Source organism: Micromonospora sp. DH13 (assembly GCF_020873825.1).
GTDB lineage: Bacteria > Actinomycetota > Actinomycetes > Mycobacteriales > Micromonosporaceae > Micromonospora > Micromonospora haikouensis.
The window spans coordinates 69203-94733 of sequence record NZ_JAHWGR010000026.1 but is presented as its reverse complement, the minus strand read 5'-3'; the positions used below and the strand labels follow the sequence as shown (position 1 = coordinate 94733).

Here is a 25531-nt window from a genome sequence, read left to right as displayed (position 1 = left end):
ATGGAGGGGTTGGACATGAAGCTGGTGACCGCGGTCATCAAGCCGTACCAGCTGGACGCGGTGAAGGAGGCCCTGCACGCCCTCGGCGTGGCCGGGCTGACCGTCAGCGAGGTCCAGGGCTACGGCCGACAGAAGGGGCACACCGAGGTCTACCGGGGTGCCGAGTACACGGTCGAGTTCCTGCCGAAGATCCGGGTCGAGGTGCTCACCGACGAGATCGACGTCGAGAAGATCGTCGACGCGATCGTCGGCGCCGCCCGGACCGGCAAGATCGGCGACGGCAAGGTGTGGGTGACCGGCGTCGAGGACGTCGTGCGGGTCCGCACCGGCGAACGCGGCCTGGACGCCCTCTAGGCCGGCCCGACCAGATGACCTCGTTGATCAAGGGGAACGCGTCGGGCAACGCCGGCGACGGCGACGGCGACGCGAACCTCTTGATCAACGAGGTCGTCGGCGTACCCAGGGGGATCGGGGAGGCGGCGCGCAGGGCGCGGGCCGCCGCGTTCGAGCGGTGGCTGGTGCCGCTGTTGCCGGACCGGCCCGGCATCGCGCTGGTCGCCGTGGGCGGGCTCGGGCGGCGGCAGTGCGCCCCGTACGGCGACCTCGACCTGGTGCTCGTGCACGCCGGGGTGCCCGGCATGGACGAGCTGGCCCCCCAGCTGTGGTATCCGATCTGGGACGCCGGCCTGCGGCTCGACCACTCGGTGCGGACCCTGGCCGAGGCCCTGTCCGTGGCCCAGGACGACGTGAAGGTCGCCCTCGGCCTGCTCGACGCCCGGTACGTCGCCGGCGACCGGGAACTCGCCGACACCCTGGCCCGCACCGCCGCCGACCACTGGCGGCGCACCGCCGTCCGCCAGCTGCCCGCCCTGCGGGAGATCACCGAGGCCCGCTGGCAGGCCCACGGCGAGCTGGCCTTCCTGCTCGAAGGCGACCTCAAGGAGGCGGCCGGCGGGCTGCGCGACGTGGGCATCCTGCGCGCCATCGCCACCGCCGGCATCACCGACGCGCTGCGCCCCGCCGTCCGGGCCGCCCATCTGCGCCTGCTCGACACCCGCGACGCCCTGCACGAGCAGGCCGGCCGCCGCGTCGACCGGCTGGTCGCCCAGGAACGCGACGGCGTCGCCGCCCGGCTGGGCCTGCGCCAGCCGGCGGGCGACGCCACCTCCGGGGCCGTGGCCCCGCACGACGGCGACGTGCTGCTGCGCCGCGTCGCCGGAGACGCCCGCACCGTCAGCCACGCCCTCGACGACGCCTGGCGGGCCGCCGACCGGCTCCGCTCCCGCCGCCGCGGGTCCGACCCCCGCCCGGTGCGCCGCCCGGTCGCCCGGGACGTCGTCGAGCACGACGGCGAACTGGTGCTGGCCCGCACCGCCATCGGCGCGCGCCCCGACCCGAGCCTGTCCCTGCGGATGGCCGCCGCCGCGGCCACCACCCGGCTGCCCATCGCCCGCGCCACCTGCGAGTGGCTGGCCGCCTACTGTCCGCCGCTGCCGTCGCCCTGGCCGCCGGCCGCCCGCGCCGCCCTCATCACCCTGCTCGGCGCGGGGCCCGGCCTCGTCCCCGCCTGGGAGACCTGCGACCGGTACGGGCTGATCGACGGCTGGCTGCCCGAGTGGACCCGGCTGCGCAGCCTGCCCCAGCACAACCCCGTGCACCGCTACACCCTCGACCGGCACCTGGTGCAGACCGCGTACGAGGCGAGCCGGCACACCCGCGACGTGGACCGGCCGGACCTGCTGCTGCTCGGCGCGTTCCTGCACGACATCGGCAAGGGCCTGGCCGGGGACCACAGCACCGTCGGCGCGCCGCTGGCCGAGGCCGTGGCGGCCCGGATCGGCCTGCCCGGGCCGGAGGCGGCGCTGATCGGCACGCTGGTCCGGCTGCACCTGCTCCTGCCCGACGTGGCCACCCGCCGCGACCTGTCCGACCCGGTGACCATCGCCCGGGTCGCCGAGGCCGTCGGCGACGGCACCACCCTGGACCTGCTGCACGCCCTGGTGCGCGCCGACGCGGCGGCCACCGGCCCGGCCGCCTGGTCGGACTGGAAGGGCCGCCTCGTCGCCGAACTCGTCGCCCGGGTCCGCACCGCGCTGGACACGGGAGTGCTGCCCGCCCCGCCCGCCCCCGACCCGGCGCTGCTCGACGGGCCGCTGCCGGTCGTACACCTGACGGGGGACCGGGTGGCGGTGGCCGCGGCCGACCGGCGCGGCCTGCTCGCGACGGTGGCCGGCTGCCTGGCCCTGCACCGGCTGGAGGTGCTCTCCGCCGACGCCTCCACCGTCGACGGCCGGGCCCTGGTGGAGTGCCGGGTGCAGCCTCGCTACGGTCTGCCGCCCGACCCGATCGCCCTCGGCGGCGACCTGCGCCGGGCGGTCGCCGGGGACGTCTCGGTCACCCAGCGGCTGCGCGGCCGGGCGCTCGCCGCGCGCGGCTCCGGCGCGGCCCCCCGGGTCGTGTGGCACCGGGACGCGGCCACCGACGCGGTGCTGCTGGAGCTGCGCGCCGCCGACGCGGCCGGCCTGCTCTACCGGGTGACCTGCGCCCTCGACGAGGCCGGCGCGCAGGTGCGCGCGGCCCGGATCTCGACCCTCGGCGGGGACGTGGTGGACGCGTTCTACCTGGTGGGCGGCTGGCCGGCGGACGACGAGCGGGCCCGCCTGGAGGCCGCGGTCCTCGCCGCCGTGTAAGGAGGGGCCCCCTGTTAACGCTTTCGGTATAGGAAGGGCCCCCTGTTAACCACCGCCGCCGGGAGCGCGGGTGCTGGGCGGGCCGGAGCGCGGGTGCGGCCGGCGGGCTACCCTAGCCATGGCCGGACACCTGCGCCCGGTCGCGTTGTGCCCGCCGAAACACTGACAAACGGGATGTTCGCGTGTTTGACACCTTGAGTGACCGCCTCTCCGGGATCTTCACCAAGCTCCGCGGCAAGGGCCGGCTCACGGACGCCGACATCGACGCCACGGCGCGCGAGATCCGCCTGGCGCTGCTGGAGGCCGACGTCGCCCTGCCGGTGGTCAAGGGCTTCATCGCGAACGTCAAGGAGCGGGCGCGCGGCTCGGAGGTCTCCCAGGCGCTCAACCCGGCCCAGCAGATCGTCAAGATCGTCAACGAGGAGCTGATCAACGTCCTCGGCGGCGAGGGGCGGCGGCTCCAGTTCGCCAAGCAGCCGCCGACGGTGATCATGCTCGCCGGCCTCCAGGGCTCCGGCAAGACCACCCTGGCCGGCAAGCTGGCCCGCTGGCTCAAGGCGCAGGGCCACCAGCCGCTGCTGGTCGCCGCCGACCTCCAGCGCCCCAACGCCGTCGGGCAGCTCCAGGTGCTCGGCGGCCGGGCCGGCGTCGAGGTGTACGCCCCGGAGCCCGGCAACGGCACCGGCGACCCCGTGCAGGTGGCCCGCGCCTCGATCGAGCACGCGAAGCGGGCCGCCCGGGACATCGTCATCGTCGACACCGCCGGCCGGCTCGGCATCGACGCCGAGATGATGCGGCAGGCCGCCGACATCCGTGACGCGGTCGACCCCGACGAGGTCATCTTCGTCATCGACGCGATGGTCGGTCAGGACGCCGTCCGCACCGCCGAGGCGTTCCGCGACGGCGTCGGCATCACCGGCGTGGTGCTGTCGAAGCTCGACGGCGACGCCCGGGGCGGCGCCGCGCTGTCGGTGCGCGAGGTGACCGGGCAGCCGATCCTGTTCGCCTCCACCGGCGAGAAGCTGGAGGACTTCGACGTCTTCCACCCCGACCGGATGGCCAGCCGGATCCTCGGCATGGGCGACGTCCTCACTCTGATCGAGCAGGCCGAGGCGGCCTTCGACTCCGATCAGAAGGAGAAGATGACCGCCAAGCTGATGGGCGGCGAGCAGTTCACGCTGGAGGACTTCCTCGACCAGCTCATCGCGGTGCGCCGGATGGGCCCGATCGCCAACGTGCTGGCCATGATGCCGGGCATGGGGCAGATGAAGGACCAGCTCGCCGAGCTGGACGACAAGCACTTCGACCGGGTCACCGCGATCATCCGGTCGATGACCCCGGCGGAGCGCACCAACCCGAAGATCATCAACGGCTCGCGCCGGGCCCGCATCGCCAACGGTTCGGGCGTCACCGTGATGGACGTCAACCAGCTGCTCAACCGCTTCGCCGACGCGCAGAAGATGATGAAGCAGATGGGCGGCATGATGGGCCTGCCCGGCGGCGGCCGGCGCAAGGCGACCAAGTCGCCGAAGAACAAGCGCAAGGGCACCAAGGGCGGCAACCGGCCGCGTACCGGGGCGGGCGCGGGGATGCCGGGCGGGTTCCCGGGCGGCATGCCGCAGCTCCCGCCGGGCCTGGACCCGGGCGACCTGGCCGGCGGCCAGGGACTGCCCCCGGGCTTCAAGCTTCCGAAGATCGACTTCAACAAGCTCGGCAAGGGCGACAACCGGCCCCGCTGACGCGTGTCGGTGACGGCGGGCGACGGCCTCGGCGCTTAGGGTGGTCGTCGCCCCCTGGGAGGAGATGTCATGACCGCAGCGCCCATCCTGCCCGAACGGCACGAGTGGACGGTCGACGACCTCGGCGACCTGCCGAAGGACCTTCCGTACGAACTGATCAACGGAAGGTTGATCGTGCCGTCGCCGACGCCGCTGCACCAGTTTGTCTGTGCTCGGGTGATGTTCGCCCTCGAACTGCACTGCCCGGACGACTTCTTCGTCAGCATGGACCAGTCCCTGTCGATCGACCGTCGCAACGAACCACGACCGGACGTGGTGGTCATCCGGGTCGAGAAGGCCAATCGTTCGCCAGTGCCGGTCCAGGACGCCCTGCTCGCCGTCGAGGTCATCTCTCCCGACTCCACCATCCGCGACCGGCACGAGAAGGTCCGCCTCTATGCCAATGCCGGAGTGGGGGCCTACTGGGTCATCGATCCGCTGCGCGAGAAGATCACCTTTACCGAGCTGCTCCTGAGTCCCAAGGGCGGCTACGAGCCCAGTGTGGAAACCGACGGACTGGTCACCATCGACCGGCCCTGGAAGGTGACGCTCGACCTTCCGGCGTGGTCGCAGCGCCGGCAGGAGGTCCTCGCGCGGACGAAGAAGTGATCGGGTAGGACTGTGCGCATGGCTCTGCATGTGCGCGGTGTGCTCCTGCCCGACGACGAGGTCCGGGACCTGTGGCTGGTCGGCGACCGGGTCACCTTCGACCCGGTGCCCGGCGCGGAGACGGTCGTCGACGGCGGTTTCGTGCTCCCCGGGCTGACCGACGCCCACTGCCACCTCGGCATCGCCCGGGGCGGCGCCCCGATCACCTCCCTCGACCAGGCCCGCGCGGCGGCCCACGTCGACGTCGACGCCGGGGTCCTCGCCATCCGGGACGCGGGCTCGCCGTACCCGTACCCCGAGCTCGACGACGACCCGGGGCTGCCGCGACTGGCCCGCGCGGGCCGGCACGTCGCCCCGCCGCGCCGCTACCTGCGCGACATCGGGGTCGAGGTCGACGCGCCGCAGGTGGCCGCCACCGTCGCCGCGCAGGCAGCCGCCGGCAACGGCTGGGTCAAGCTGGTCGGCGACTGGATCGACCGGGGCACCGGCGACCTCGCGCCGGCTTGGGACGCCGACACGATGACCGCCGCCGTCGCCGCCGCGCACGCCGCCGGGGCCCGGGCGGCGGTGCACACGTTCTCCGAAGCGGGCGTCGAGATCATGGTGCGGGCCGGGGTGGACTCCGTCGAGCACGGCACCGGGCTGAGCCTCGACCTCATCGACCTGATGGCCCGGCAGGGCACCGCCCTGGTCCCCACGATGATCAACATTCGGACCTTCGGCGGGATCGCCGAGCAGGCCCGCGCGAAGTTCCCCGGGTACGCCGACCACATGCTCGCCCTGCGCGACCGCTTCCCCGAGGTGGTCCGGTCGGCGTACGAGGCGGGGGTGCCGATCTACGTCGGCACGGACGCGGGCGGCGGCATCGACCACGGGCTGGCCGCCGAGGAGATGTTGCTGCTGCACTCCCAGGCCGGCATGCCGGCGGTGGACGTCCTCGCCGCCGCCTCCTGGCGGGCCCGGGAGTGGCTCGGCTTCCCCGGCCTGGTCGAGGGCGGCCTCGCCGACCTCACGGTCTACCCGACCGACCCCCGCCGCGACCTCAGCGTGGTGCGCACCCCGAGCCGCATCGTCCTGCGCGGCCGGGTGCTGCGCTGACCGCCGCCCCGCCCCGCCGCGGTGGTCAGGGCCGCGGTGGTCAGGGGAGCGGGGCGAAGAGGCGGGTGGCCAGCGTGGCGAGGGCGTCGGCGGTCTGCTCGACGGGGGAGCGGGGCAGCACGATGTGGCTGACCACCAGCCGGACGACGGTGTCGGCGGCGAACGCCAGCGCGGCCGGGTCGGCGACGGGCAGGTGGCCGGCGGCCCACTCCAGCAGCACGGCGGTCGACTCGGTGAGCACCAGCTCAGCGCGCGTCGTCAGGTAGGGCAGCAGCTCGTCCGACCCGCCCCGGGCGCTGGTCAGGATCGCCTTGATCAGCGGGTTGTCGGCCGCCGCCGCGAGGGTGTGCGCGATCGCCGCGTACGCCGCCGCCCGCAGGTCGTCGCCGTGCTCGTCGAGGCGGGCCCGCACGTCGGTGACGAACCGGTCCACCTCGCGCCGGGCCAGCGCCTCGGCCAGCCCCGCCTTGGTGCCGAACTCGTTGTAGACCGTCTGCCGGCTCACCCCGGCCGCCGCGGCGACCCCACCCATCCGCACGCCGTCCCAGCCCCCGGCGATCGTCTGCGCCCGGGCGGCGTCGACGATGCTGTCCCGCAGCCGCTGCCGGGCGGCGTCCCTCACTTCACCCATGGTGGTCGAAGTCTACGGCCGGCCTGAGTGGTGTCGTCGCCCGCGCGGCCGAGCGCGGCGGCCGCCACTACTGTCCGTGATGCTGGCCTGGCGGTGCAGGGCGTCCGTGCTCCCCTTTGCTCTGCACCCACCGGCGCAACACCTTGTCCCAACAGGGTGGATGCAGGAATGCGGCGGGCGGAGGTGCGTGAGGTCGCGTCGCGCTGCGTGAACCGTTGCATATATGGGTGCAGAGCAAAGGGGTTCGCTGGTCGGTGGTGCTGCCGGTGGGTGGGGTTGCGCCGCGTCACGGGCTACGAACGAGCCCTGCCGTGCGGGGTGACGATCCAGCCCCGGCGGGACGGCGCGGGGCGGGAGCGCGCCCGATGACGGCGTCGCGGGGCGGGGCGCATAGGATGTGCGGTCATGGCACGCGTGCTCACTCCCCGGGCGGAGGACTTTCCCCGCTGGTACCAGGACCTGATCGCCAAGGCGAAGCTGGCCGACAACGGCCCGGTCCGGGGGACCATGGTCATCCGACCGGCCGGCTACGCCATCTGGGAGCGGATGCAGGCCGAGATGGACGCCCGGATCAAGGCGGCCGGCGCGGAGAACGCGTACTTCCCGCTGTTCATCCCGGAGAGCTACCTCAAGCGCGAGGCCGAGCACGTCGAGGGCTTCTCGCCGGAGCTGGCGGTGGTCACCCACGGCGGCGGTAAGCAGCTCGCCGAGCCGGTGGTGGTGCGCCCCACCAGCGAGACGGTGATCGGCGAGTTCATGGCCAAGTGGATCGACTCCTACCGGGACCTGCCGCTGCTGCTCAACCAGTGGGCGAACGTGGTCCGCTGGGAGCTGCGCCCCCGGATCTTCCTGCGCACCAGCGAGTTCCTCTGGCAGGAGGGGCACACCGCCCACGCCACCCGTGAAGACGCCCGCGCGTACGCCCGCAAGATCCTGCACGAGGCGTACGAGGACCTGATGGTCAACGTGCTCGGCATCCCGGTCGTGGTGGGCCTCAAGACCGCTCGGGAGCGCTTCGCCGGGGCCACCGCCACGTACACGTGCGAGGGCATGATGGGCGACGGCAAGGCCCTCCAGCTCGGCACGAGCCACGAGCTGGGGCAGAACTTCGCCAGGGCGTTCGACATCTGCTACTCCTCGGCCGAGGGCGGCCGGGAGCACGCGTGGACGACGTCCTGGGGCACCTCCACCCGGATGCTCGGCGGCCTGATCATGGCCCACGGCGACGACAACGGCCTGCGGGTCCCGCCGAAGCTGGCGCCCGTGCAGGCGTACGTGATGATCGTCAAGGACGGCGAGGGCGTCGGCGAGGCGGCGGCCAAGCTGCGCGACGGCCTGCGCGACGCCGGGGTCCGGGTCGCGCTCGACGACCGCACGGACACCGCGTTCGGCCGCCGGGCCGTCGACGCCGAGCTGCGCGGCTATCCGGTACGCGTCGAGGTCGGCCCCCGCGACCTGGCCGCCGGCAACGCGGTCGTGGTCCGGCGCACGGACGGCTCGAAGTCCCCGACCCCGGTCGCCGACGTGGTCGGCGCGGTCCTGGCCGCCCTGGAGGCCGACCAGCGCGCCCTGCACGACCAGGCGCTGGCCCACCGCCAGTCCCGCACCGTGGAGGTGGCCACGCTCGCCGAGGCGATCGAGGCGGCCGCCACCGGCTGGGCCCGCGTGCCGTGGTCGGCGGTCGGCGTGGCCGGCGAGGCCGAGGCGAACGGTCAGGGCGTGACGGTGCGCTGCCTGCTGCGCGCCGACGGCTCCGTCCCGGACTCGGAGGACGAGCCGGAGCTGGTCGCGATCCTGGCCCGCGCCTACTGACCCACCGCTTCCGCCGAGGGGCGGCCGGCACCCGCCGGCCGCCCCTCGGCGTGTCTCCGGCCGGCGGGCCGGCGTCACCCGGGCGCGGCGGCGCGCGTTGGTCCGGTCGGGATGCCGACTCGTCGAGCGGGTCACGCGGCAACGGATCGGTCGCTATCATCGGGCACGCGAGTGGCGGTCGACGATGGACGGTCACCCCGGCACACGTTCGGTTGCCAGCTGCTCGACGAGGCGGGCGACGCACCGCCTCGTGCTCCGAGGCGCGCTGGTGATGGAGTTTGCCGATGAGCGGTAGGGGCGGGCCGGGGGCCCTGCGCCGGTGGCTTCCCCTGGCCACGCTCACCGGCGCGCTCTCCGGCCTGGCCGCCGCCGCGTTCGCCGAGCTGCTGCACCTCGGCAACGAGCTGCTGCTGCGCGGCATCGGCGGGCACGAGGTGCCGGGCCTGGCCGGCGAGGGCGGCCCGGCCGAGGCGGGCGGTTTCCCGACCCCGCTGCTCATCCCCCTGCTCGTCGCCGCCGGCGCGTTCGTCGCCACCGCCCTCGTCGTCTGGGTCGCGCCCGAGACCAGCGGGCACGGCACGGACGCGGCGATCCACGCCGCCCACCACGACCCGACCGGCATGCGGGCCCGGGTGCCGGCGGTCAAGATGCTCGCCTCCGCGGTGCTGATCGGCTCCGGCAGCTCGGGCGGCAGCGAGGGGCCCACCGCGCAGATCACCGCCGCCCTGGCGTCGGTCGTGGCCCGGCGGTCCCGGCTGACCTACGAGCAGGCCCGCATCACGGTGGCGATGGGCCTCGCGGCCGGCGTGGGCGCCATCTTCCGGTCCCCGCTGGGCGGGGCGCTGCTCGGGGCGGAGCTGCTCTACCGGGCCGACGTCGCGGCCGGCGTGGTCGTGCCGGCGCTGCTCGCCTCGGCAGTGTCCTTCCTGGTGTTCGGGCTGTTCCACGGCTTCGAGCCGATCTTCGGCACGGTCGCCGGCACGGGGTGGGACCATCCGGCCCAGTGGCTGGTCGTTCCGCTGCTGGGCCTGCTCGCCGGCCTGCTCGGCCGGCTCTACGCCTGGGCGTTCTACGCGACGGCGGGCTTCTTCTCCTCGGCCCGGATGCGGCGGCTGCCCCGCGTGCTGCGGCCCACCCTCGCGGGCCTGGTGGTCGGGGCGATCGGGCTGGCCGTGCCGGGCGTCCTGGGCACCGGCTACGGCACCGCCCAGCGCGCCTTCGACGCCGAGGCGATGCTGTCGACCTCCGTGTGGGTGCTGCTGGCGATCCCGCTCGTCAAGATCGTGTCCACCTCGCTGTCGGTCGGCTCCGGCGGCTCCGGCGGCATCTTCGGCCCGGGGCTGGTGATCGGCGCGACCGCCGGGGCGGCGGTGTGGCGGCTGCTGGAACCGCTCGGGCTCGCCCCCGGCTCCCCGGCCCCGTACGTGATCATCGGAATGGCGGCGTGCCTCGGCTCCATCGCCCACGCGCCGCTCGCGCTGGTCGTGATGGCGGCCGAGACCACCGGCAACCTGAGCCTGCTCTTCCCGGCCATGCTGGCCACCGGCATCGCCTGCCTGGTCGTCGGCGACCGGACCCTCTACCGCAGCCAGCTGCGGGACCGCTCGGAGGACCCACCGGCCCCCGGCAGCGCCCTTGGCGGGCCCGCCGTCGTCGGGCCGCGGGCGCCGGCCTCCGGGCCACCCGCCGGCCGGGCCCCGGCACCGTCCGGGCGACGCCCGCCGCGCCGCGCGGCCGGCCGGCCCCGCGACCGCCAACCCGCCGGGACGGCCCGCGTGCCGCGCCGCTGGACGGCCAGGCGCTACCCGCCGCCCGACCCCGCCGACCGGGCCGGCGAGCTGACCGGCCGCGAGGGTTGACCGGCCGCGAGGGCTGACCTGCCGGGCCGGACCGGCGCGCCCGGCTCAGGTCGGCGGCGGCTCCACGTCGCAGTCCAGCCGCGTGCGGGCCGCCGCCGCCTCCGCCTCGGGGTGGCCGACCCCCAGCGTCCGCTCGTAGCCCGCCATGGTCTCCCGCAGCAGCTCGCGGGCCCCCTCGTGGTCGTCGTCGGCCCGCCGGTCGTCGGCCAGGTTGGACGCGCAGGCCAGGGTGTACGGGTGCGTCGCGCCGCGCACCCGGCGCAGGCGCTCCAGCAGCTCCTCGCCGAGCCGCCGCGCCGCGCCCACCTCGCCCAGCGCCCGCAGGTCGCTGGCCAGGTTGGTGGCGCAGGCCAGGGTGTACGGGTGGTCCGGGGCGAGCACCTCCGCCAGCCCCGCCCGGGTGCGCTCGTCGAGCCGGCGGGCCTCCTCGGGCTCCCCGGTCAGCCGCAGGCAGATCGCCAGGTCCACCGCCGCGCACAGGGTGTACGGGTGCTCGTCCCCGGCGGTGGCGCGCAGCCGGTGCACGGCCTCCTCGGCGCGGGCCCGCGCCCCCGGCACCTCGCCCAGGCAGCGCAGGTCGTTGGCGAGGTTCGTGGCCGCCGCCAGCGTCTCGGCGTAGTCCGGCCCGAACCGGTGCCGGTGCCGCGCCAGGCAGCTGCTGGCCAGCCGGTACGCGTCGAGGTATTGTCCCGCCTTACGTCGGGTGACCGCGAGGTTCTTCATCGCCCGCAGCGAGTCCGGGTGGTCGGGGCCGAAGAACACCCCGTACCGCTGGTAGACGCCCTCCTGCATCTCCCACGCCCGCGCGTACTCGCCGCACTCGCGCAGGTCTCGCGCGACGTTGTTGGCGGAGAACAGGGTCGACCGGTTCTCCTCACCCGCGAACCGGATCCGGTAGCGGCGCAGCGCCTCCTGGTCCAGCTCCAGCGCCTGGGGGAACTCGCCCATCATCCGGTGCGACACCGCGAGGTTGTGCGCGGTGAGCAGCGCCCGCGGGTGGTCCGGGCCGAGCGCGCGCAGCGCCTGCCCGTGGGCCTGCCGATCCAGGTCGTACGCGCTCCGCCAGTCGCCGAGCCGGCGCAGGCTGGCCGCCAGGCCGTTCGCCGCGCCGAGCGTCTCCGGGTGCCCCTCGCCGAGCTCCGTGCGGGCGCGGGTCAGGTTCGCCTCGTCCAGCGCCCGGGCGGCCCGGTATTCACCCCGGCTGCGCAGCGCGTTGGCCAGCGTGACGCTCAGCGCCACCACGTCGGGGTGGCTGCGTTCGATCACCTCCACCCAGGCCGCCCGCGCCCGGCTGCCCAGGCGCTGGCAGGCGGTGTACTCGCCCCGGGAGAAGAGGTAGCGGCACAGGTTGATCACCAGGGCGCGTACGGCCGGGTCGTCCGCGGCGGCGGCCACGTCGGCGGCCTCGGCGTGCACCAGCAGGTCGGCGTACCGGGGGCGGTGGGCGATCTGGTCCGGCTCGCCCGGATCGGCGGCGGCGAGCAGCCGGCGGGCCGCCCGGGCGTACATCCGGCGCTCGGCCTCGGTGAGCTGCTCGCGGAGGAACTGCTGGAAGACCCGGTGCAGCTGCACCGTCTCCCGGCCGTCGCGCTCGCCGATGCGGGCCAGCCCGCAGGCGCTGATCTCCCGGAAGATGTCGCCCCGGGACATCACGTCCCCGATCTCCTCGTCGAGCGGGGCGGGCAGCTCGACGGCCGGCCGGCTGCCGCCCGGCGGGCCCAGCAGCAGGGTCAGCGGCACCGGCTCCGGGCCGAGGAACGCGCACAGCCGCAGCAGCTGGGCGGCCGACCGGCGGCGCTCCCGCAGCCGGTTCATCGGCAGCACCCAGGCCATCACCACCTGCCGCTCGTACGCCGCGACCCGGGCCTGGCTCAGCAGCGCCGTCATCCGCTGCTCGCTCTCGGCGAGGTAGTCGCGCACGGGCAGGTGCGAGGTCGACAGGTAGCCGGCGGTGGCGTCCAGGGCGAGCGGCAGGTCCCCGAAGCGGTCGGCCAGCTCGACCGCGTCCGGCTCGGTCAGCCGGGGCGCGCGCCGGCGCAGGAACTCGACGCTCTCGGCCCGCCGGTAGACGTCCAGCTCCAGCACGTCGGCGCTGGACCGCCAGCCCTCGTCCCGCGAGGTCACCAGCACGTGGCACCGCCCCCGGGGCGCGCGGCCGGTGGGCAGCAGCCGGGTCAGCTCCTGCGGGGTCGGCGCGTTGTCGAAGATCAGCAGCCAGTCGCGTACCGGCTCGCCGCGGCGCAACGCGTCCAGCACGGTGTCGGCGGTCACCCCGAGGTCGTCGCTGATCCGCAGGCCCAGCGAGGCGGCCAGCCCGGCGAGGTCGGCCCGCACGGTGGCGAGCTGCTCGCTGCGCACGTACCAGATCAGGTCGTAGCAGGCGGCGAAGCGGTAGGCGTACTCGATCACGAGCTGGGTCTTGCCGACCCCGGCCGTGCCCAGCACGGCGGTCGGCACCACCGACGTCACCCCCTCGGTGAGCCGGTCCCGCAGCTCCGTCAGGGGCTCCTCCCGCCCCGTGAAGTGCGGGTTGCGGGACGGGAAGGGCTGGCTCCAGTGCCGGGGCTGGTCGGGCGGCCAGGGTGTGCCGGAGGGCCGCTGCTGCTCCGGGGCGGCCAGCCCGAACAGGGCGAGGACCTCGCCCCGGGCGTCGGCCTCGTCCATCGTGCCGAGCACCGGGCACTGCGCCGGGGTGAGGAACGCCGGCCGGCGGGAGCCGACCGAGACCGGGCGGAACGCGTCGCCCCGCTCCGCCCGCAGCGCGGTCACCGCCTCCGCCCACCCGGGCGCCGGCCCGGTGCCCCCGCGCAGCAGCGCGTCGCTGAGCACCAGCAGCAGGCCGGCGTCGTCGCCCGTGGCGTCGCGCAGCAGCGCGGCGGGATCGTCGGTGGCCCGGGGCTCGATCCGCCGCGCGACGGCGTCGGCCCCGCCGCGTTCGAGCTGCTCGCAGAGCCACTCCGCCCACAGGCGGTCCGTGCCGACGTGCGCCACGACGATCCGTCGCCGGCCTTCGGCGGCGCTGCGCTGAGCGGTCATCGAGCCTCCCCCGTGCCGGCCGTCGGGCGCACCGCGGCCCGGTTGGCGCGGTCCGGAGCTCCGAGGATAGTTTCCGTCGTCCCCACCGCAGCGCCCGTCCGTCCTATCGGGAACCCGACAGCGGGCCGCTCGGGCGTCGCCCGGGGCCCGCCGGGTCGGTCCGGACGACGGGCGGCACCCGGCGCGGCCGCGCCCGCGACCCGCCGGGCCAGGTGGTCGATCAGCCGGTAGAGGTCCGGGCAGTAGACCGACGGGTTGTCGAAGCCCCGCCCGGCGCGGAACCGGTGCGGGTACAGGCCGCCGCCGCAGACCCGCTGCGCGGGGCAGACCCGGCACGCCGTGGGCAGCCTGGCCGCGCCGCGCTGGCCCGCCCGCACCGCCGGGTGCGCCAGGGCCGCGTCGAACCGGTCGGCGTGCACGGTCAGCCCGGTCGCGGCAGCGCCCGGATAGGCCGCCTTGAGCGTGTCGACCAGCTCGATCTCGCCGTCGGTCTCCACCACCACGTACGCCGCCGGGGAGAGCCCCACGGACTCGATCCGGCTCGCCCCGCCCAGCAGCAGCACCAGGATCTCCTCCAGCATCCGCACCCCGGTCTCCCGGCGCGGCGCGGCATACCAGCGCTCGAAGACCGCGATCAGCCAGTCGGCGTACGGCGTGCGGGCCGGATCGGCGGGTCGGCCCGGCGGCGGGGTCGACCAGGTGCCGTGGGGCAGGAGGAAGTCGACCGTCGGCGGGGCGAACTCCAGCAGCGACTCGTAGGCGCGTACCGGGTCGGTGGCCAGGTCCACGGTGGCCAGCAGACCGGCGAAGAGCGGCCGGTAACGCGGCCCCGTCAGCAGCTCCAGGGCCCGGACCGTCGCCGGGTGGCTGCTGTCGCCGTCCGGCCGGCGGCGGTGCCGGTCCGTCGCGGCCCGGTCGCCGTCGAGGCTCACCCCGACGCGGACGTCGTGCCGCCGGAACAGCTCCAGCATCCGCCGGTCCAGCAGGGTGCCGTTGGTCTGCACCACAAAGGAGAGCGTGATCCGTGGCCCGGCCAGCCGGCGCAGCTCCGTCACCAACTGCTCCAGCCGGTGCGCCCCGGCGAGCAGCGGCTCCCCGCCGTGCAGCACCACGCTGGCCGCGGTGAGCCCGTGCCCGCGCAGATGCTCGGCGATCCGCTCCCCGGTGCGCCGCACCACCGCGGTGCTCATCACCCGGGGCCGGCGGGCCCAGCTCTGGTCGGCCATCTCGTAGACGTAGCAGTAGTCGCAGGCCAGGTTGCACCGGCTGTGCACCTTCAGCACGAACTCCTGGAACGGCACCGGCGCGTCCTGCGGGCCGTCGGCCCTCACCGCCGGTGCTCGTCGGGCCCGGCGGTCGGGTCGCCCCGGCCCGCCGTGTGCGCGACCGTGGGCACCCCGCCGTTCTGGTTGTTGAACCGGGCGACGGCCAGGGCCCCGGCCGCCGCCTCGGCCCGGACCCGCCGGATCGCGTGTCGGAGCACGTCGGGACCGGTGCGTTCCAACTCGTCGAGGAGTTCGTCCGGCAGGATCGTCGGTGCGGGCCCGACTTCGGCTTCCCTCATGCGCTCGGCCATCCTTCCGCCAAGTGCCGCAGGCCGCGCTCCGACGGGCGACCAAGATATGAACTTCGATGCCAGAAGCCGAGGATATCTCCTGTGCGCCCGCCGAAGAGCCCGAGCGGGCCGGGCGCCCGGCCCCGCCGCCCCGGCCGGTGGGGTCAGTCGCTCCCGGCCAGCCGGTCCAGCAGCTCCCGGGTCGCCACCGCGTCCGGGTCGTCCTCGCCCCCGCCGCGGGCCTGCCCGGCGAGCACCTCCCGCAGCTCACGGCGGGCGCCGTCGAGGTCACCGAGCCCGACCAGCGCCCGCGCCGCCGCGTGCCGGGCGGCGAGGGTACGGCGGTGCTCCGGCCCGAGCCGCTGGGTCAGGACGTCGACCACCGCCCGCAGCTCGTCCCGCGCCTCGGTGAACCGGTCCGCGTCGATCAGCGCCCCGCCGAACGCGGCCCGCACCTCCACGGTCCGGTCGCCGTCGGGCCCGTGCCGGCGGCCGTACAGCTCGACCGCGCGCCGGTAGCACGCGACCGCCGCCGCGCGTTCGCGTAGCGCGACCAGCACCTCGGCCAGCAGCCGGACCCGGTCGGCCGAGCGGGGGTCGGCGGCGGGCGTCACGTCGACCGCGCGCACCAGGGCAAGACGCGCGGCGTCCAGGTCGGCGCGGGAGCCGAACCGCTCGGCCCGTGCCCGCAGCGCGTCACTCAGGTCGGTGAGCAGCCCCGCGATCCCCGGGCCGGTCGGCGGCGAGACCCGTACCGCCTCCTCGAACCGGGCGCACGCCTCCTGGATGTCGCCGGCGTCGCCCTCCGCGCCGTACCTCAGGCGGAGGGCGTCGCCCAGCGTGGCGAGGTGGTGGTGCCGGTCCGGGTGGGAGCCGGGCACCGCGTCGAGCAACCGGCGGGCGGCGTCGACCAGCTCGTCCAGGTCGGCGCCGCGGTGGTCCAGGGCGGCGCGGGGCCGCAGCACCCGGGTGAGGGTGGCCAGGCACTCGGCGTACGCCAGGTCGTCCCCGTCGCTGGCCGCCACGGCGGACCGCGCGGCCGCCAGCGCCGCGTCCAGCTCGGCCGGGTCGCCGGTCGCGGCGAACAGCTCGCTGTGCGTCTCGGCGAGGCCCCGCAGCACCCGGGCGTCGCCGTCGCGGCCGGCGGCCTCCGCGTAGAGCTGCGCCGCGCGGTGCAGGACGCCCGGCTCGCCGTCGGCGGCCCGGCGCAGCAGGTCGGCCAGGCGCACCTGGCGGCTGAGCCGCGCCGGGGTGTCCGCGGCGGCACCGGCCACCGCGTCGGCCCGGTGCAGCGCGGCCCGGTCGCCGGTCAGCACGAAGCGGCGCAGCAGCGCGTCGACCGCCCGCAGCCGCAGGTCGTCCCGGTCCGCGCCGGTGGCCGTCCCGGCCGCCGCGAGATAGAGCTGCACCGCCTCGTCGAGGTCGGCCGCCGCGCCGAGCCGGTCGGCCCGCACCACCAGCGCGCGGGCCAACCCGACGGCGGCCCGCGAGCCCCCCGCCCCGGGCCCGCCGGCGGCGACGACGCCGCGGAACAGGCCGACCGCCGCGGTCAGGTCGCCCGCCGTGCCGCGCTCGGCGAACAGTGCCAACCGGACCTCGGCGAGGTCGAGCACCAGCTCGGGGTCGCCCACCCCCCGGCCGCCGCGCACCACCTGCTCCAGGATGGACGCCGCCTCCAGCAGGTCGGCGGAGGCCCCGGTCAGCCGGAATCGGGCCCGTAACGCGCGGGCCAGCTCCGGCAGGTCCGCGTGGGCCGGGTCCCGGGCCGTCGCCCGCCGCAGCGACCCGATGGCCGCGTCCAGGCCGGCGAGGTCCCGCTCCTGCACGGGCGGGTCCTGCCCGGCCGCGCCGGACGCGGGCGGGACGGTCGGGGGCGTGCCGTTGACCTTGTGCGGAGGCTCCGGGGCTCCGTCCTCGACGAACGCGATCAGCTCCTGGTGCCGGCCGCCCAGCCGGGTCAGCACGGTGGCCGGGAGGCGGCCGATGGGCGCGCCGAGGGCCGCGTGGCCGGTCGTCCCCGGCGGCCCGCTCAGCGCCGCGGCGAACTCCCGCATGCTGATGCCCATCTGCCCGGCCAGGAACCGGGCGATCTCGTGCCGCAGCCGCACCAGGTCGGTGTGCAGCAGCAGCTCCCGGAGCATCGGCCGGACGCCGGAGTGGAAGTCGAACCGCAGGTCGCCCGCAGGGCCGGGCTGGCGGACGAGCAGCCCGCCGAGCAGCACCTCCGCCAGGTGCGCCGGGTGGGTCGGCGTCGCCGAGGCCTGCTGCACCAGGCGCATGACCGGCAGGGTGACCGGCAGCTCGGCGAGCTGGGTGGCGAGCCGGAGCGCCTCCGGGCTGGCGGTGGCCCGGAACCGGCGTAGCCGGTGGGCGGCCGCCTCCGGGCCTCCTCCGGCGGGCGGCTCGGCGGCGGCCGGCGGACCGGGCTGCGGCGGCAGGGTGATCACGGCGTCGATCGAACCCGCTCCCGTCCCGGTCAGCCGGGCCCACCCGGCCAGCCAGTCCGGCTGGATCTGCAGCACCGGCACCGGCACGATCCCGGTCAGGTCGCGGCCGGGCCGCCACTGCCGGGGCGTGAACCGGAGCTGCCGGTTCGTGGCACCGCCGTCCGTCGCCGTCAGCCGGCCCCGCACGGGGACCAGGCCGCTGCGCCGCCACATCCGTTGCGGCAGCGGTTGCAGGATGGCCACCGTCTCCCGCCGGGCCCAGTCCTGCAGGGTGCGGAACATCGAACCGTCGTGCCACTGCGGCCCGGCGCAGTCACTGACGACGAGGATCAGCCGGCGTCCCCTCGGGTCGAGCAGCTCCCGCATCGAGTGCCCGGGAACGCCCGGGCCGCCGGCCGCCCCCACCTCGAACCGCTGCCCCGGCCCGGACGGCAGCCGTACCCGCTCCACGCGCCGGAACGCCCCCAGCCGGGCCAGCACCGCCGCCAGGTCGTCGACCAGGGGGTGCCACACGGCCATCGACGCCCCGGCGTCCACGGCCAGGGTCAGGTCGAACCACGGTCGGCGCACCTGCCGCAGGACGGGCAGCCACAGGCCCTCCTCGACGATCCGCGTCGCGGTCGCCTCCTCGTCGACGACCACGGCGCGCGGGTCCGGCACCCGCCGCCGCAGCGGCCGCAGGCTGCGGGTCAGCGCGCGGGCGTCCAGGGCGGGCGGCTCGGGGGCGCGCACCGGCAGCCCCCCGCCGCCCCCGCGGCCCGCGCCCGCGCCGGGGGCCGCCGGGGCCGGCAGGTGCAGCTCGACCCAGCGCCGCGGGGTGGTCGCCCCGGGCCCCGGCGGCGGGTCGACCCCGCCCCCGCCCGGGTGGACGCGGGAGCCTGGCCCCGGCCCTGCCGTCGGGTCGGCCGCCTCCGTCGGGTCGGCCTCCCCGGGTGCGGCCGACCCCGGGGTGGAGCCCGACGGGGGATGCGCCGACGGTTCCCCCCGCGACGGCGACGCGCCGTCCCCGGGGAGGAACCGGGCCAGCCAGAGCGCCTCCGCGACCTCCCTCGGCAGGGCGTCGAGGCCGCCGCCGCGAAGCGCCTCCACCAGCCGGGCCGTGCGCATCAGGAATCAGGTCCCGCGTCGAGTTGCCGCAGCACCAGGTCCGCCAGCCGCTCCCGGTCGGGCGGCCCGCCGTCGGGCGCCTGGACGGTGAGGTAGATGGCGTTGAGGAGCTGGTCCGTGGCGAGGGTGCCGCGCTCGCGCCGGGCCAGGAAGAGCTCCACCAGCTCGGCGGTGTCCGCCGTCGGCTCGGTGCCGAAGTGGGCGGCCACGATGGCGCCGAGCTGCTCGGCGTCCGGCTGCCCCAGATCGAGCCGCAGGCACCGCCGGTGGAACGCGGGGGAGAACTCCCGCTCACCGTTGCTGGTCATCAGCACCAGCGGGAACGCGTTGCACCGCACCACGCCCCGGTGCACCCCGACCTGGTCGTCGCTGCCCTCGACCGGCAGCTCCACCCGGGGCTGGCTGGCGGCGATCCGTTGCAGCTCCGGGATCGGGTACTCGCCCTCCTCGAAGATGTTGAGCAGGTCGTTCGGCAGGTCGACGTCGCTCTTGTCGATCTCGTCGATCAGCAGCACCCTCGGGTGCTCGTACGGCAGCAGGGCCGTGCCCAGCGGCCCCAGCCGCAGGTAGCGGCCGATCTGCAGGTCGCCCGTCGTGCCGAGCTGGTGGTGCAGGCTGGCCTCCTGGAGCCGGCCGATCGCGTCGTAGCTGTAGAGCCCCTCGGCCAGGGTGGACCGGCTGGTGACCGGCCACCGCAGCACCGGGCCCAGGGCCAGCTCGTGCGCCACCGCGTACGCGAGGGTCGACTTGCCCACGCCGGGCTTGCCCGTGATCAACAACGGTCGGCGCAGATAGAGCGCGGCGTTGATCAGCTCCAGCTCGTCCGGGCGGGGCCGGTAGCTCACCGCCCGGTGCTGCTCGCCGAGCCGTCGCCCGACGCCACCGTCCAGGCTCGACGGCGGCGGCACCAGGGGGGTGCCGTCGAACACCCGCCAGGGCGGGGGAGGCGGGAGCCGGAGTATCCCGGAGTGGGGCCGACCCGTGCCCCGGTAGATCCACCAGTCCTGCACGTCTCTTCCCTCCTGTCGGCCGGCCCGCGCCGGTCTCACCACTGCGCGTCGAGCGTCGAGGTGTCCCGGAAACGCCGGAACGGGTTGTCCCAGAGCAGGACCAGCCGGTGCCCGCAGTGGTTCTCGTCGCGTGCCTCCACCGCCGCGGCCCGCAGCTGCCGCACGTCCAGGGGCAGCGCCCCGATCGGCCGGTGCCGCAGCCGGGGCTCCAGGTCCGCGAGGAACGCCTCGCCCCGGCAGGCGCCCGCGCCGCCCGGGCCGCCGTGCCGCTCGCAGCCGACCCGGCTCCACAGCGCCACCGGCGTCCCGGCCCGCAACGCGACCTCCAGCAGGGTGCGCCGGGCCCGGTCCGTGGTCGGGCCGGGCAGCAGCACGCCCGCCGGGTTGGTGCGGGTGAGGTGGGCGTAGAACCAGGTCGGCCCGACGTCGACCCCGCAGCCGACGGTGGCGAACGACATGCCGTCCCCGTCCGCCGACAGCGCGTCCCAGTGCTCCTCGGCCTCCGGCCGGGAGCCCGACTCCTCGTCGTCGGCGAGCCGCACCAGCACGGGCCGGACCAACCCGAGCGGGACGGGGTCGTGGTCGAGGATCCACTCGTCGACCGGCAGGTCCAGCAGTTCCGGCGGCAGGGTCAGCTCGACCATCACCCGGCGGCCCCAGCCGAGGTGGCCCAGCCCGAGGCGCAGCAGCCGCCGCAGCGCCGCCTCCAGCTCCGGCACGGGGATCGGCTCGTCCTGCTGGTCGAGGCAGCGGACGTCGTCGCGGCTGCGGTAGACCGACATCGACAGCAGGTACCGCTGCTGGTCGTGGCCCGCCGGGGTGACCTCCAGCAGCACGGACGACAGCTCCGCCGGCGTCGGCGTCCACGCGGTGGTGTGCCTCGCGAGCTGCGCCCGCTGGCCGAGGCGCATGGCCAGGTCGTCGATCCAGGCCCGGAGCACGGCCCGCTCGGCGTCCCGGCAGCGGGGGATCAGCTCGGTGGCGAGGACCAGCAGCGGGTGCAGCTCCCCGCGCCGGGCCCGCGTCACGTCGTCAAGGGCGCCGATGACGTCGCGCCGGTCCAGCAGCGGCTGCGCCGGCGTCGGCGCGGCGGGCCCGCCGCACGCCCGCTCGTAGAGCTGGTACGCGTCCTCGGCCGGCGGCAGCAGGGCCAGCAGCCCCCGCAGCCGCGCCTCCTCGGCGGCGCGCAGCACCGGCAGCCGGGCCGCCGGGTTGAGCAGCTCCGCGACCTCGGGCCGGACCGTCTCGGTGCGCCGCTCCCGCAGCCGGTCGATGGCGTACGCCCAACTGCCGTCGGCCCCGTGGTGCCGATCGTGCCCGCGCCACAGCTCGCGCAGCAGGGCGATGGGCAGCCCGCGCAGCTCGACCAGGGGGATGGCCAGCCCGCCGTACGCGTCACCCGGCCGGTGGGGGGTCTGCACCATCGCGCACACCTCACCGGTGGTGAGGTCCAGCACCGGGCTGCCGGGGCTGCCCTTGGCGAGTTCGTCGCCGCGCAACCGCAGCGCGGTGGCCCCCCGGACGCCCTGCGGGCCCGCCGACCGGGGCCAGGCGGGGGTGGCCTCCGCCATGGCGTGCTCCCCGGCGAAGCCCACGGTGTGCAGCGGCGTGCCCTCCGGCGGCGGCTGCTCGCCGAGCCAGACGCACGGGTGCCCGGCGGGCGCGTCGGCGACCCGCAGCACGGCGAGGTCGGGCGGGGACCAGACCGGCTGGCCGCCGGGTGAGGACGGGGCGGCGTGCACCACCTGCGCGGTCAGCGCCCGCCCGTCCCAGCGCACCGGCAGCACGTCACCCTGCCGGCCGCCCACCACGTGTGCGCAGGTCAGGGCGAAGCCGGGGGCGACGAAGAAGGCGGTGCCGCCGGGGACGTCCGCGCCGGGAAGCACCTCGAGCACGGTGGAGCGCAGGGCCCGGCCGAGATCGTCGAAGCCGTCGGTGACCAGTGGAGCTCCCATGGTGTCGCCCCTCAGTCGTGCGCCCCGGCGGACACGGGGCGGACGGCCCCGCCCCCGCGCCGGCCCGGCTGCGGGACCCGCACGTCCTCCGACACAGGCCCGTCCTTCCCTCGACGACGCGCGTCCATCACACGGTAGCGATTCAGCGACGGGGATCGACAGCCCGCAACGGCCGATCGGGTGTCGGAACATGGGCTCCCGGGCCGCCGTCCGCCCGCCGCCTGTCGCCCGCCGCCCGCCGCCCGTCGTCCGCCTCCGCCGCCGGTGCCGCCGCGGGCCGGGAGCGTCGCCCGATAGGGTCGGTGCCATGAGGTTCGCGCCCGGCCGGTTGATCGTGCACCGCAACGTCCGGCGCGGCCGGATCGGCTGGGCCCGGACGGGGCGGGTGGTCAGCGACGACGAGCGCGGCCTGCTGGTCTACGTCGCCCGCGATTCGCCGGTGGCCAACGAGGTGACCGCGGCGGGGCTCGGCCTGCGGGCGGTGCCGTTCACCGAGTGGGCCACCTCGTCGTACCGGCTGGCCCGCGGGCGGTGGAACGGGCCGGCGCTGCTGAAGTTCCTGCCCGTGGGCGAGGCGCACTCCGTCTGGTGGTTCTCCGACGCCGCCGGCCGGTTCAGCCACTGGTACGTCAACCTGGAGGAGCCCGGCGTGCGCTGGGACGACGGTGACCTGGCCGGGGTGGACATGGTCGACCAGGACCTCGACGTGGTGATCCGGCCCGACCGCACCTGGGAGTGGAAGGACGAGGAGGAGTTCGCCGAGCGGCTGGCCTTCCCCGCCGACTACTGGGTGGCCGACGAGGCCGCGGTCCGGGCCGAGGGGAAGCGGGTGATCGCCCGCGCCGAGGCCGGTGAGTTCCCGTTCGACGGCACCTGGTGCGACTTCGTCCCGCCGTCCGGGTGGGACGTGCCCGGGGCGCTGCCGCCCGGCTGGGACCGCCCGCCCGCCCGCTGACACGAATCACCCAAACGGCGCGAAGTGCTCTTTTCGGCGCCGTCGGGCGGCGGCCCGGCCGGCCGATGTGAGGAATCCCGGCCCGATCTGGCAGAATGGGTCGCTGGTATCCGGCGCGCGTCCGGCGCCCTCTACCCCGGGCGCGTCGCCAGTCCACCGAGCAGTCTCCGGCCCAACCCCACTGTGCCGGTCGACACTCACCCGTGCACCGCCCGGACCGGGCCGGTGAGATCGCAACAGGAGCGAAACAACTGTGGCCGTAAAGATCCGGCTCCTGCGGATGGGCAAGATCCGCAACCCGCAGTACCGCATCGTCGTCGCCGACTCGCGCTCCAAGCGTGACGGTCGCGCGATCGAGTTCGTCGGTGTGTACCAGCCGAAGGAGGACCCTTCGGTGATCGAGGTCAAGTCGGAGCGGGTCCAGTACTGGCTGTCCGTCGGCGCGCAGCCGAGCGACGCCGTGCAGCGCCTGCTGGAGCTGACCGGTGACTGGCAGAAGTTCAAGGGCCTGCCGGCCCCGCCGCCGCTGAAGGTCGCCGCCGAGCGCGCCGACCGCAAGGCGGCGTACGAGGCCGAGGCGAAGGCCGCCGCCGGCCTGGCCGACGCCCCGGCGAAGCCGGCCAAGAAGGCCGCCAAGGCCGAGGCCCCGGCCGCCGAGCAGGCGCCGAAGGCCGAGGAGCAGCCCGCCGCGGACGCGGCCGGCGAGCAGGCCTGACATGGCACTGCGTCCGGCGCTTGAGCACCTGGTCAAGGGCATCGTCGACCACCCGGACGACGTCCGGGTCCGGCTGGTCGACAACCGTCGGGGCAAGCGGCTGGAAGTCCGCGTGCACCCGGAGGACCTCGGCACGGTGATCGGGCGGTCCGGCCGGACCGCCAAGGCGCTGCGCCAGGTGATCGGCTCCATCGGTGGGCGCGGCGTGCGCGTCGACATCGTCGACTCGTACTGATGCGGCTCATCGTCGGCCGGATCGGCAAGCCGCACGGCATCCGCGGTGAGGTCACCGTCGAGGTGCGCACCGACGAGCCCGAGGCACGCTTCGCGCCCGGTTCGGTACTCGCTACCGAGCCGGGCGCGGCGCCGCCGGCCAACCCCGCTCCCGGCCCCGGCGTGCCGTTCCGGGTCCCGGCCGCGCTGACCGTGGAGTCCGCCCGCTGGCACCAGGGGCGGATGCTGGTCGCCTTCGAGGGCATCGGAGAGCGCGACGTCGCCGAGGCGCTGCGCGGCACCCTGCTGGGGGTGGACAGCGCCGACGTCGCCCCGCCGGAGGACCCGGAGGAGTTCCACGACCACCAGCTCGTCGGGCTGGCGGCGGTCACCCCGGCCGGCGAACACCTCGGCGAGGTGGTCAAGATCGACCATGCGCCCGCGTCCGACCTGCTGGTGCTGCGCCGCCCCGAGGGGCGCACGGCGCTGATCCCGTTCGTCAGGGCGATCGTGCCCGAGGTCGACCTCGCCGGCGGTCGCGTCGTCGTCGACCCGCCCGGCGGCCTGCTCGACCTCTAGGCCCCTGGAGCACCCGCGCATGCGCGTCGACGTCGTGTCGATCTTCCCCGAGTACCTCGCCCCGCTCGACCTGTCGCTGATCGGCAGGGCCCGGGCCGCCGGGACGCTGCGGCTGGCCGTACACGACCTGCGGAGCTGGACCCACGACGTGCACCGCACGGTCGACGACACCCCCTACGGGGGTGGGCCCGGCATGGTGATGCGGCCCGAGCCGTGGGGCGAGGCGCTCGACGCCCTCGCCCCGGCCGAGCTGGCCCCGGACGGCGTCACCCTGCCCCGGCTGCTGGTGCCGTCGCCGGCCGGTGAGCCGTTCACCCAGGCCATGGCGCACGAGCTGGCCGCCGAGTCGCACCTGCTCTTCGCCTGCGGCCGGTACGAGGGCATCGACCAGCGGGTGCTCGACCACGCCGCGACCCGGATGCGGGTCACCGAGGTCTCCCTCGGTGACTACGTGCTCTTCGGCGGCGAGGTGGCCGTGCTGGTGATCCTGGAGGCCGTGACCCGGCTGCTGCCCGGGGTGCTCGGCAACGCCGGCTCGCTGGACGAGGAGTCGCACGCCCACGGGCTGCTGGAGGCGCCGATGTACACCAAGCCGGCGACCTGGCGCGGGCACGAGGTTCCGGAGGTGCTGCGCTCCGGCGACCACGGCCGGATCGCCCGCTGGCGGCGCGACGAGGCGCTGACCCGTACCGCCGCCCGCCGGCCCGACCTGCTCGCCGCGCTCGACCCGGCCAGCCTGGACAAACGGGACCGGGCGGCCCTGGACCGGGCCGGATTTCCGCTGCCGGCGGGGGATGTGGCAAAGTAGGGAGGTTGCCGTGACCGCCCGCGCCGCGGGCGGCTGCGAGGATCCTCGACCGGGGCCGTCCGCGGTCGCCACCCGGGGATCAGAATCACCCATTCGCGCACCGACTGACGGTGCGCCGTGAGCCTCACGAGGACGCAGCGATGAACATCCTGGACGCCCTTGACGCCCAGTCGAAGCGGGTCGACATCCCCCAGTTCCGCGCCGGTGACACCGTCAAGGTGCACGCGCGGGTCGTCGAGGGCAGCCGGTCCCGGGTCCAGATCTTCCAGGGCGTCGTCATCCGCCGCCAGGGTGACGGCCTGCGCGAGACCTTCTCGGTCCGCAAGATGAGCTTCGGCGTGGGTGTCGAGCGGACCTACCCGGTGAACAGCCCGGCGATCGACCGGATCGAGATCGTGACCCGTGGCGCCGTGCGCCGCGCCAAGCTCTACTACCTGCGCGAGCTGCGGGGCAAGAAGGCCAAGATCAAGGAGCGCCGCGAGAAGCAGCCGAGCTGACTTCCCGCTCGCCACGCCGCCTGAGCTGCGCGGATGTCGTACGGGCCCGGCCCGGTTACGCTGGTCGCACGGGCGCAGGCGGGCATCGATGCGTCGCGGCGTGAGCCGCGGTCGCGGATCGTCCCACTACCGCCCGTGGGGCCTCGTCGAGGCTCCCGGGCGGTAGTGGCGTTTCTG

At 75.8% G+C, this 25531-nt stretch carries 20 protein-coding genes; 13 read left to right on the top strand and 7 right to left on the bottom strand.

Going from position 1 to position 25531, the window contains the following annotated elements:
- Window positions 1–15: 15 nt before the first annotated feature.
- The 5 genes from LPA42_RS23140 (at window position 16) to LPA42_RS23120 (ending at window position 6175) form a co-directional block, all read left to right on the top strand.
- The gene (locus LPA42_RS23140) at window positions 16–354 is read left to right on the top strand and encodes a P-II family nitrogen regulator (protein WP_176734061.1); all 339 of its coding nucleotides are present in this window, start codon (window positions 16–18) and stop codon (window positions 352–354) included.
- Between the two features lie 14 nt (window positions 355–368).
- A complete protein-coding gene (locus tag LPA42_RS23135) occupies window positions 369–2690 on the top strand; it encodes a [protein-PII] uridylyltransferase (protein WP_228986848.1) in 2322 nt (773 codons plus the stop codon).
- Window positions 2691–2872: 182 nt separating this feature from the next.
- The gene (ffh, locus tag LPA42_RS23130) at window positions 2873–4429 is read left to right on the top strand and encodes a signal recognition particle protein (RefSeq protein WP_077936623.1); all 1557 of its coding nucleotides are present in this window, start codon (window positions 2873–2875) and stop codon (window positions 4427–4429) included.
- Between the two features lie 69 nt (window positions 4430–4498).
- On the top strand, window positions 4499–5077 hold the full coding sequence (locus LPA42_RS23125) for a Uma2 family endonuclease (RefSeq protein ID WP_077936624.1): 579 nt from the start codon (window positions 4499–4501) through the stop codon (window positions 5075–5077).
- A gap of 18 nt (window positions 5078–5095) precedes the next feature.
- On the top strand, window positions 5096–6175 hold the full coding sequence (locus LPA42_RS23120) for an amidohydrolase family protein (RefSeq protein ID WP_043962330.1): 1080 nt from the start codon (window positions 5096–5098) through the stop codon (window positions 6173–6175).
- Between the two features lie 40 nt (window positions 6176–6215).
- On the opposite strand, the gene LPA42_RS23115 is transcribed toward LPA42_RS23120, so the two are convergent.
- Window positions 6216–6806: a TetR/AcrR family transcriptional regulator gene (locus LPA42_RS23115; RefSeq protein ID WP_077936625.1), complete on the bottom strand. Its 591-nt coding sequence runs from the start codon at window positions 6804–6806 to the stop codon at window positions 6216–6218.
- A gap of 405 nt (window positions 6807–7211) precedes the next feature.
- Here LPA42_RS23115 and proS point away from each other — a divergent pair, with 405 nt between their 5' ends.
- Both proS and LPA42_RS23105 read left to right on the top strand, forming a co-directional pair.
- The gene (gene proS, locus LPA42_RS23110; RefSeq protein WP_077936626.1) at window positions 7212–8618 is read left to right on the top strand and encodes a proline--tRNA ligase; all 1407 of its coding nucleotides are present in this window, start codon (window positions 7212–7214) and stop codon (window positions 8616–8618) included.
- A gap of 284 nt (window positions 8619–8902) precedes the next feature.
- Complete coding sequence (locus tag LPA42_RS23105) at window positions 8903–10477, top strand: chloride channel protein (RefSeq protein ID WP_077936627.1); 1575 nt, start codon at window positions 8903–8905, stop codon at window positions 10475–10477.
- Between the two features lie 45 nt (window positions 10478–10522).
- On the opposite strand, the gene fxsT is transcribed toward LPA42_RS23105, so the two are convergent.
- From fxsT to LPA42_RS23075, 6 genes are all read right to left on the bottom strand, one after another.
- Window positions 10523–13513, bottom strand: a complete 2991-nt coding sequence (fxsT, locus tag LPA42_RS23100) for an FxSxx-COOH system tetratricopeptide repeat protein (protein ID WP_077936628.1) — start codon at window positions 13511–13513, stop codon at window positions 10523–10525.
- A complete protein-coding gene (locus tag LPA42_RS23095; RefSeq protein WP_077936629.1) occupies window positions 13510–14844 on the bottom strand; it encodes an FxsB family cyclophane-forming radical SAM/SPASM peptide maturase in 1335 nt (444 codons plus the stop codon). The genes fxsT and LPA42_RS23095 overlap by 4 nt, the downstream gene beginning before the upstream one ends.
- Window positions 14841–15077, bottom strand: coding sequence for a hypothetical protein (locus tag LPA42_RS23090; RefSeq protein WP_077936630.1), 237 nt, complete (start codon window positions 15075–15077; stop codon window positions 14841–14843). The genes LPA42_RS23095 and LPA42_RS23090 overlap by 4 nt, the downstream gene beginning before the upstream one ends.
- 155 nt (window positions 15078–15232) lie before the next feature.
- The gene (locus tag LPA42_RS23085) at window positions 15233–18622 is read right to left on the bottom strand and encodes a tetratricopeptide repeat protein (RefSeq protein ID WP_228986847.1); all 3390 of its coding nucleotides are present in this window, start codon (window positions 18620–18622) and stop codon (window positions 15233–15235) included.
- The gene (locus LPA42_RS23080) at window positions 18622–19632 is read right to left on the bottom strand and encodes a MoxR family ATPase (RefSeq protein ID WP_077936632.1); all 1011 of its coding nucleotides are present in this window, start codon (window positions 19630–19632) and stop codon (window positions 18622–18624) included. Before LPA42_RS23080 ends, LPA42_RS23085 begins: the two co-directional genes overlap by 1 nt.
- A gap of 35 nt (window positions 19633–19667) precedes the next feature.
- Entirely contained in the window at window positions 19668–21587 is a 1920-nt protein-coding gene (locus LPA42_RS23075) for a trypsin-like peptidase domain-containing protein (protein ID WP_158229387.1), read from the bottom strand.
- A gap of 307 nt (window positions 21588–21894) precedes the next feature.
- Here LPA42_RS23075 and LPA42_RS23070 point away from each other — a divergent pair, with 307 nt between their 5' ends.
- The 6 genes from LPA42_RS23070 (at window position 21895) to rplS (ending at window position 25354) form a co-directional block, all read left to right on the top strand.
- Window positions 21895–22542 carry a DUF402 domain-containing protein gene (locus LPA42_RS23070; RefSeq protein WP_077936634.1) on the top strand — a complete coding sequence of 216 codons (648 nt, stop codon included), beginning with the start codon at window positions 21895–21897 and terminating at the stop codon, window positions 22540–22542.
- A gap of 253 nt (window positions 22543–22795) precedes the next feature.
- Complete coding sequence (rpsP, locus tag LPA42_RS23065) at window positions 22796–23257, top strand: 30S ribosomal protein S16 (protein ID WP_043962341.1); 462 nt, start codon at window positions 22796–22798, stop codon at window positions 23255–23257.
- A 1-nt stretch (window position 23258) separates the two neighbouring features.
- Entirely contained in the window at window positions 23259–23492 is a 234-nt protein-coding gene (locus LPA42_RS23060; protein WP_036374728.1) for an RNA-binding protein, read from the top strand.
- A complete protein-coding gene (gene rimM, locus LPA42_RS23055; RefSeq protein WP_043962343.1) occupies window positions 23492–24049 on the top strand; it encodes a ribosome maturation factor RimM in 558 nt (185 codons plus the stop codon). The genes LPA42_RS23060 and rimM overlap by 1 nt, the downstream gene beginning before the upstream one ends.
- 19 nt (window positions 24050–24068) lie before the next feature.
- Complete coding sequence (trmD, locus tag LPA42_RS23050; protein WP_043962344.1) at window positions 24069–24857, top strand: tRNA (guanosine(37)-N1)-methyltransferase TrmD; 789 nt, start codon at window positions 24069–24071, stop codon at window positions 24855–24857.
- A gap of 140 nt (window positions 24858–24997) precedes the next feature.
- Window positions 24998–25354 (top strand): 50S ribosomal protein L19, encoded by a 357-nt coding sequence (rplS, locus tag LPA42_RS23045; protein ID WP_043962345.1) that lies wholly within the window; start codon window positions 24998–25000, stop codon window positions 25352–25354.
- Window positions 25355–25531 lie beyond the last annotated feature (177 nt).

Coding starts and splice junctions, on each gene's coding strand:
- LPA42_RS23075 (WP_158229387.1), bottom strand. CDS start 21,587: ATGGGAGCTCCACTGGTCACCGACGGCTTCGACGATCTCGGCCGGGCC.
- rimM (WP_043962343.1), top strand. CDS start 23,492: ATGCGGCTCATCGTCGGCCGGATCGGCAAGCCGCACGGCATCCGCGGT.
- rplS (WP_043962345.1), top strand. CDS start 24,998: ATGAACATCCTGGACGCCCTTGACGCCCAGTCGAAGCGGGTCGACATC.
- LPA42_RS23070 (WP_077936634.1), top strand. CDS start 21,895: ATGAGGTTCGCGCCCGGCCGGTTGATCGTGCACCGCAACGTCCGGCGC.
- LPA42_RS23140 (WP_176734061.1), top strand. CDS start 16: ATGAAGCTGGTGACCGCGGTCATCAAGCCGTACCAGCTGGACGCGGTG.
- LPA42_RS23085 (WP_228986847.1), bottom strand. CDS start 18,622: ATGCGCACGGCCCGGCTGGTGGAGGCGCTTCGCGGCGGCGGCCTCGAC.
- LPA42_RS23060 (WP_036374728.1), top strand. CDS start 23,259: ATGGCACTGCGTCCGGCGCTTGAGCACCTGGTCAAGGGCATCGTCGAC.
- LPA42_RS23090 (WP_077936630.1), bottom strand. CDS start 15,077: ATGAGGGAAGCCGAAGTCGGGCCCGCACCGACGATCCTGCCGGACGAA.
- trmD (WP_043962344.1), top strand. CDS start 24,069: ATGCGCGTCGACGTCGTGTCGATCTTCCCCGAGTACCTCGCCCCGCTC.
- LPA42_RS23135 (WP_228986848.1), top strand. CDS start 369: ATGACCTCGTTGATCAAGGGGAACGCGTCGGGCAACGCCGGCGACGGC.
- LPA42_RS23105 (WP_077936627.1), top strand. CDS start 8,903: ATGAGCGGTAGGGGCGGGCCGGGGGCCCTGCGCCGGTGGCTTCCCCTG.
- LPA42_RS23115 (WP_077936625.1), bottom strand. CDS start 6,806: ATGGGTGAAGTGAGGGACGCCGCCCGGCAGCGGCTGCGGGACAGCATC.
- fxsT (WP_077936628.1), bottom strand. CDS start 13,513: ATGACCGCTCAGCGCAGCGCCGCCGAAGGCCGGCGACGGATCGTCGTG.
- proS (WP_077936626.1), top strand. CDS start 7,212: ATGGCACGCGTGCTCACTCCCCGGGCGGAGGACTTTCCCCGCTGGTAC.
- LPA42_RS23120 (WP_043962330.1), top strand. CDS start 5,096: ATGGCTCTGCATGTGCGCGGTGTGCTCCTGCCCGACGACGAGGTCCGG.
- LPA42_RS23125 (WP_077936624.1), top strand. CDS start 4,499: ATGACCGCAGCGCCCATCCTGCCCGAACGGCACGAGTGGACGGTCGAC.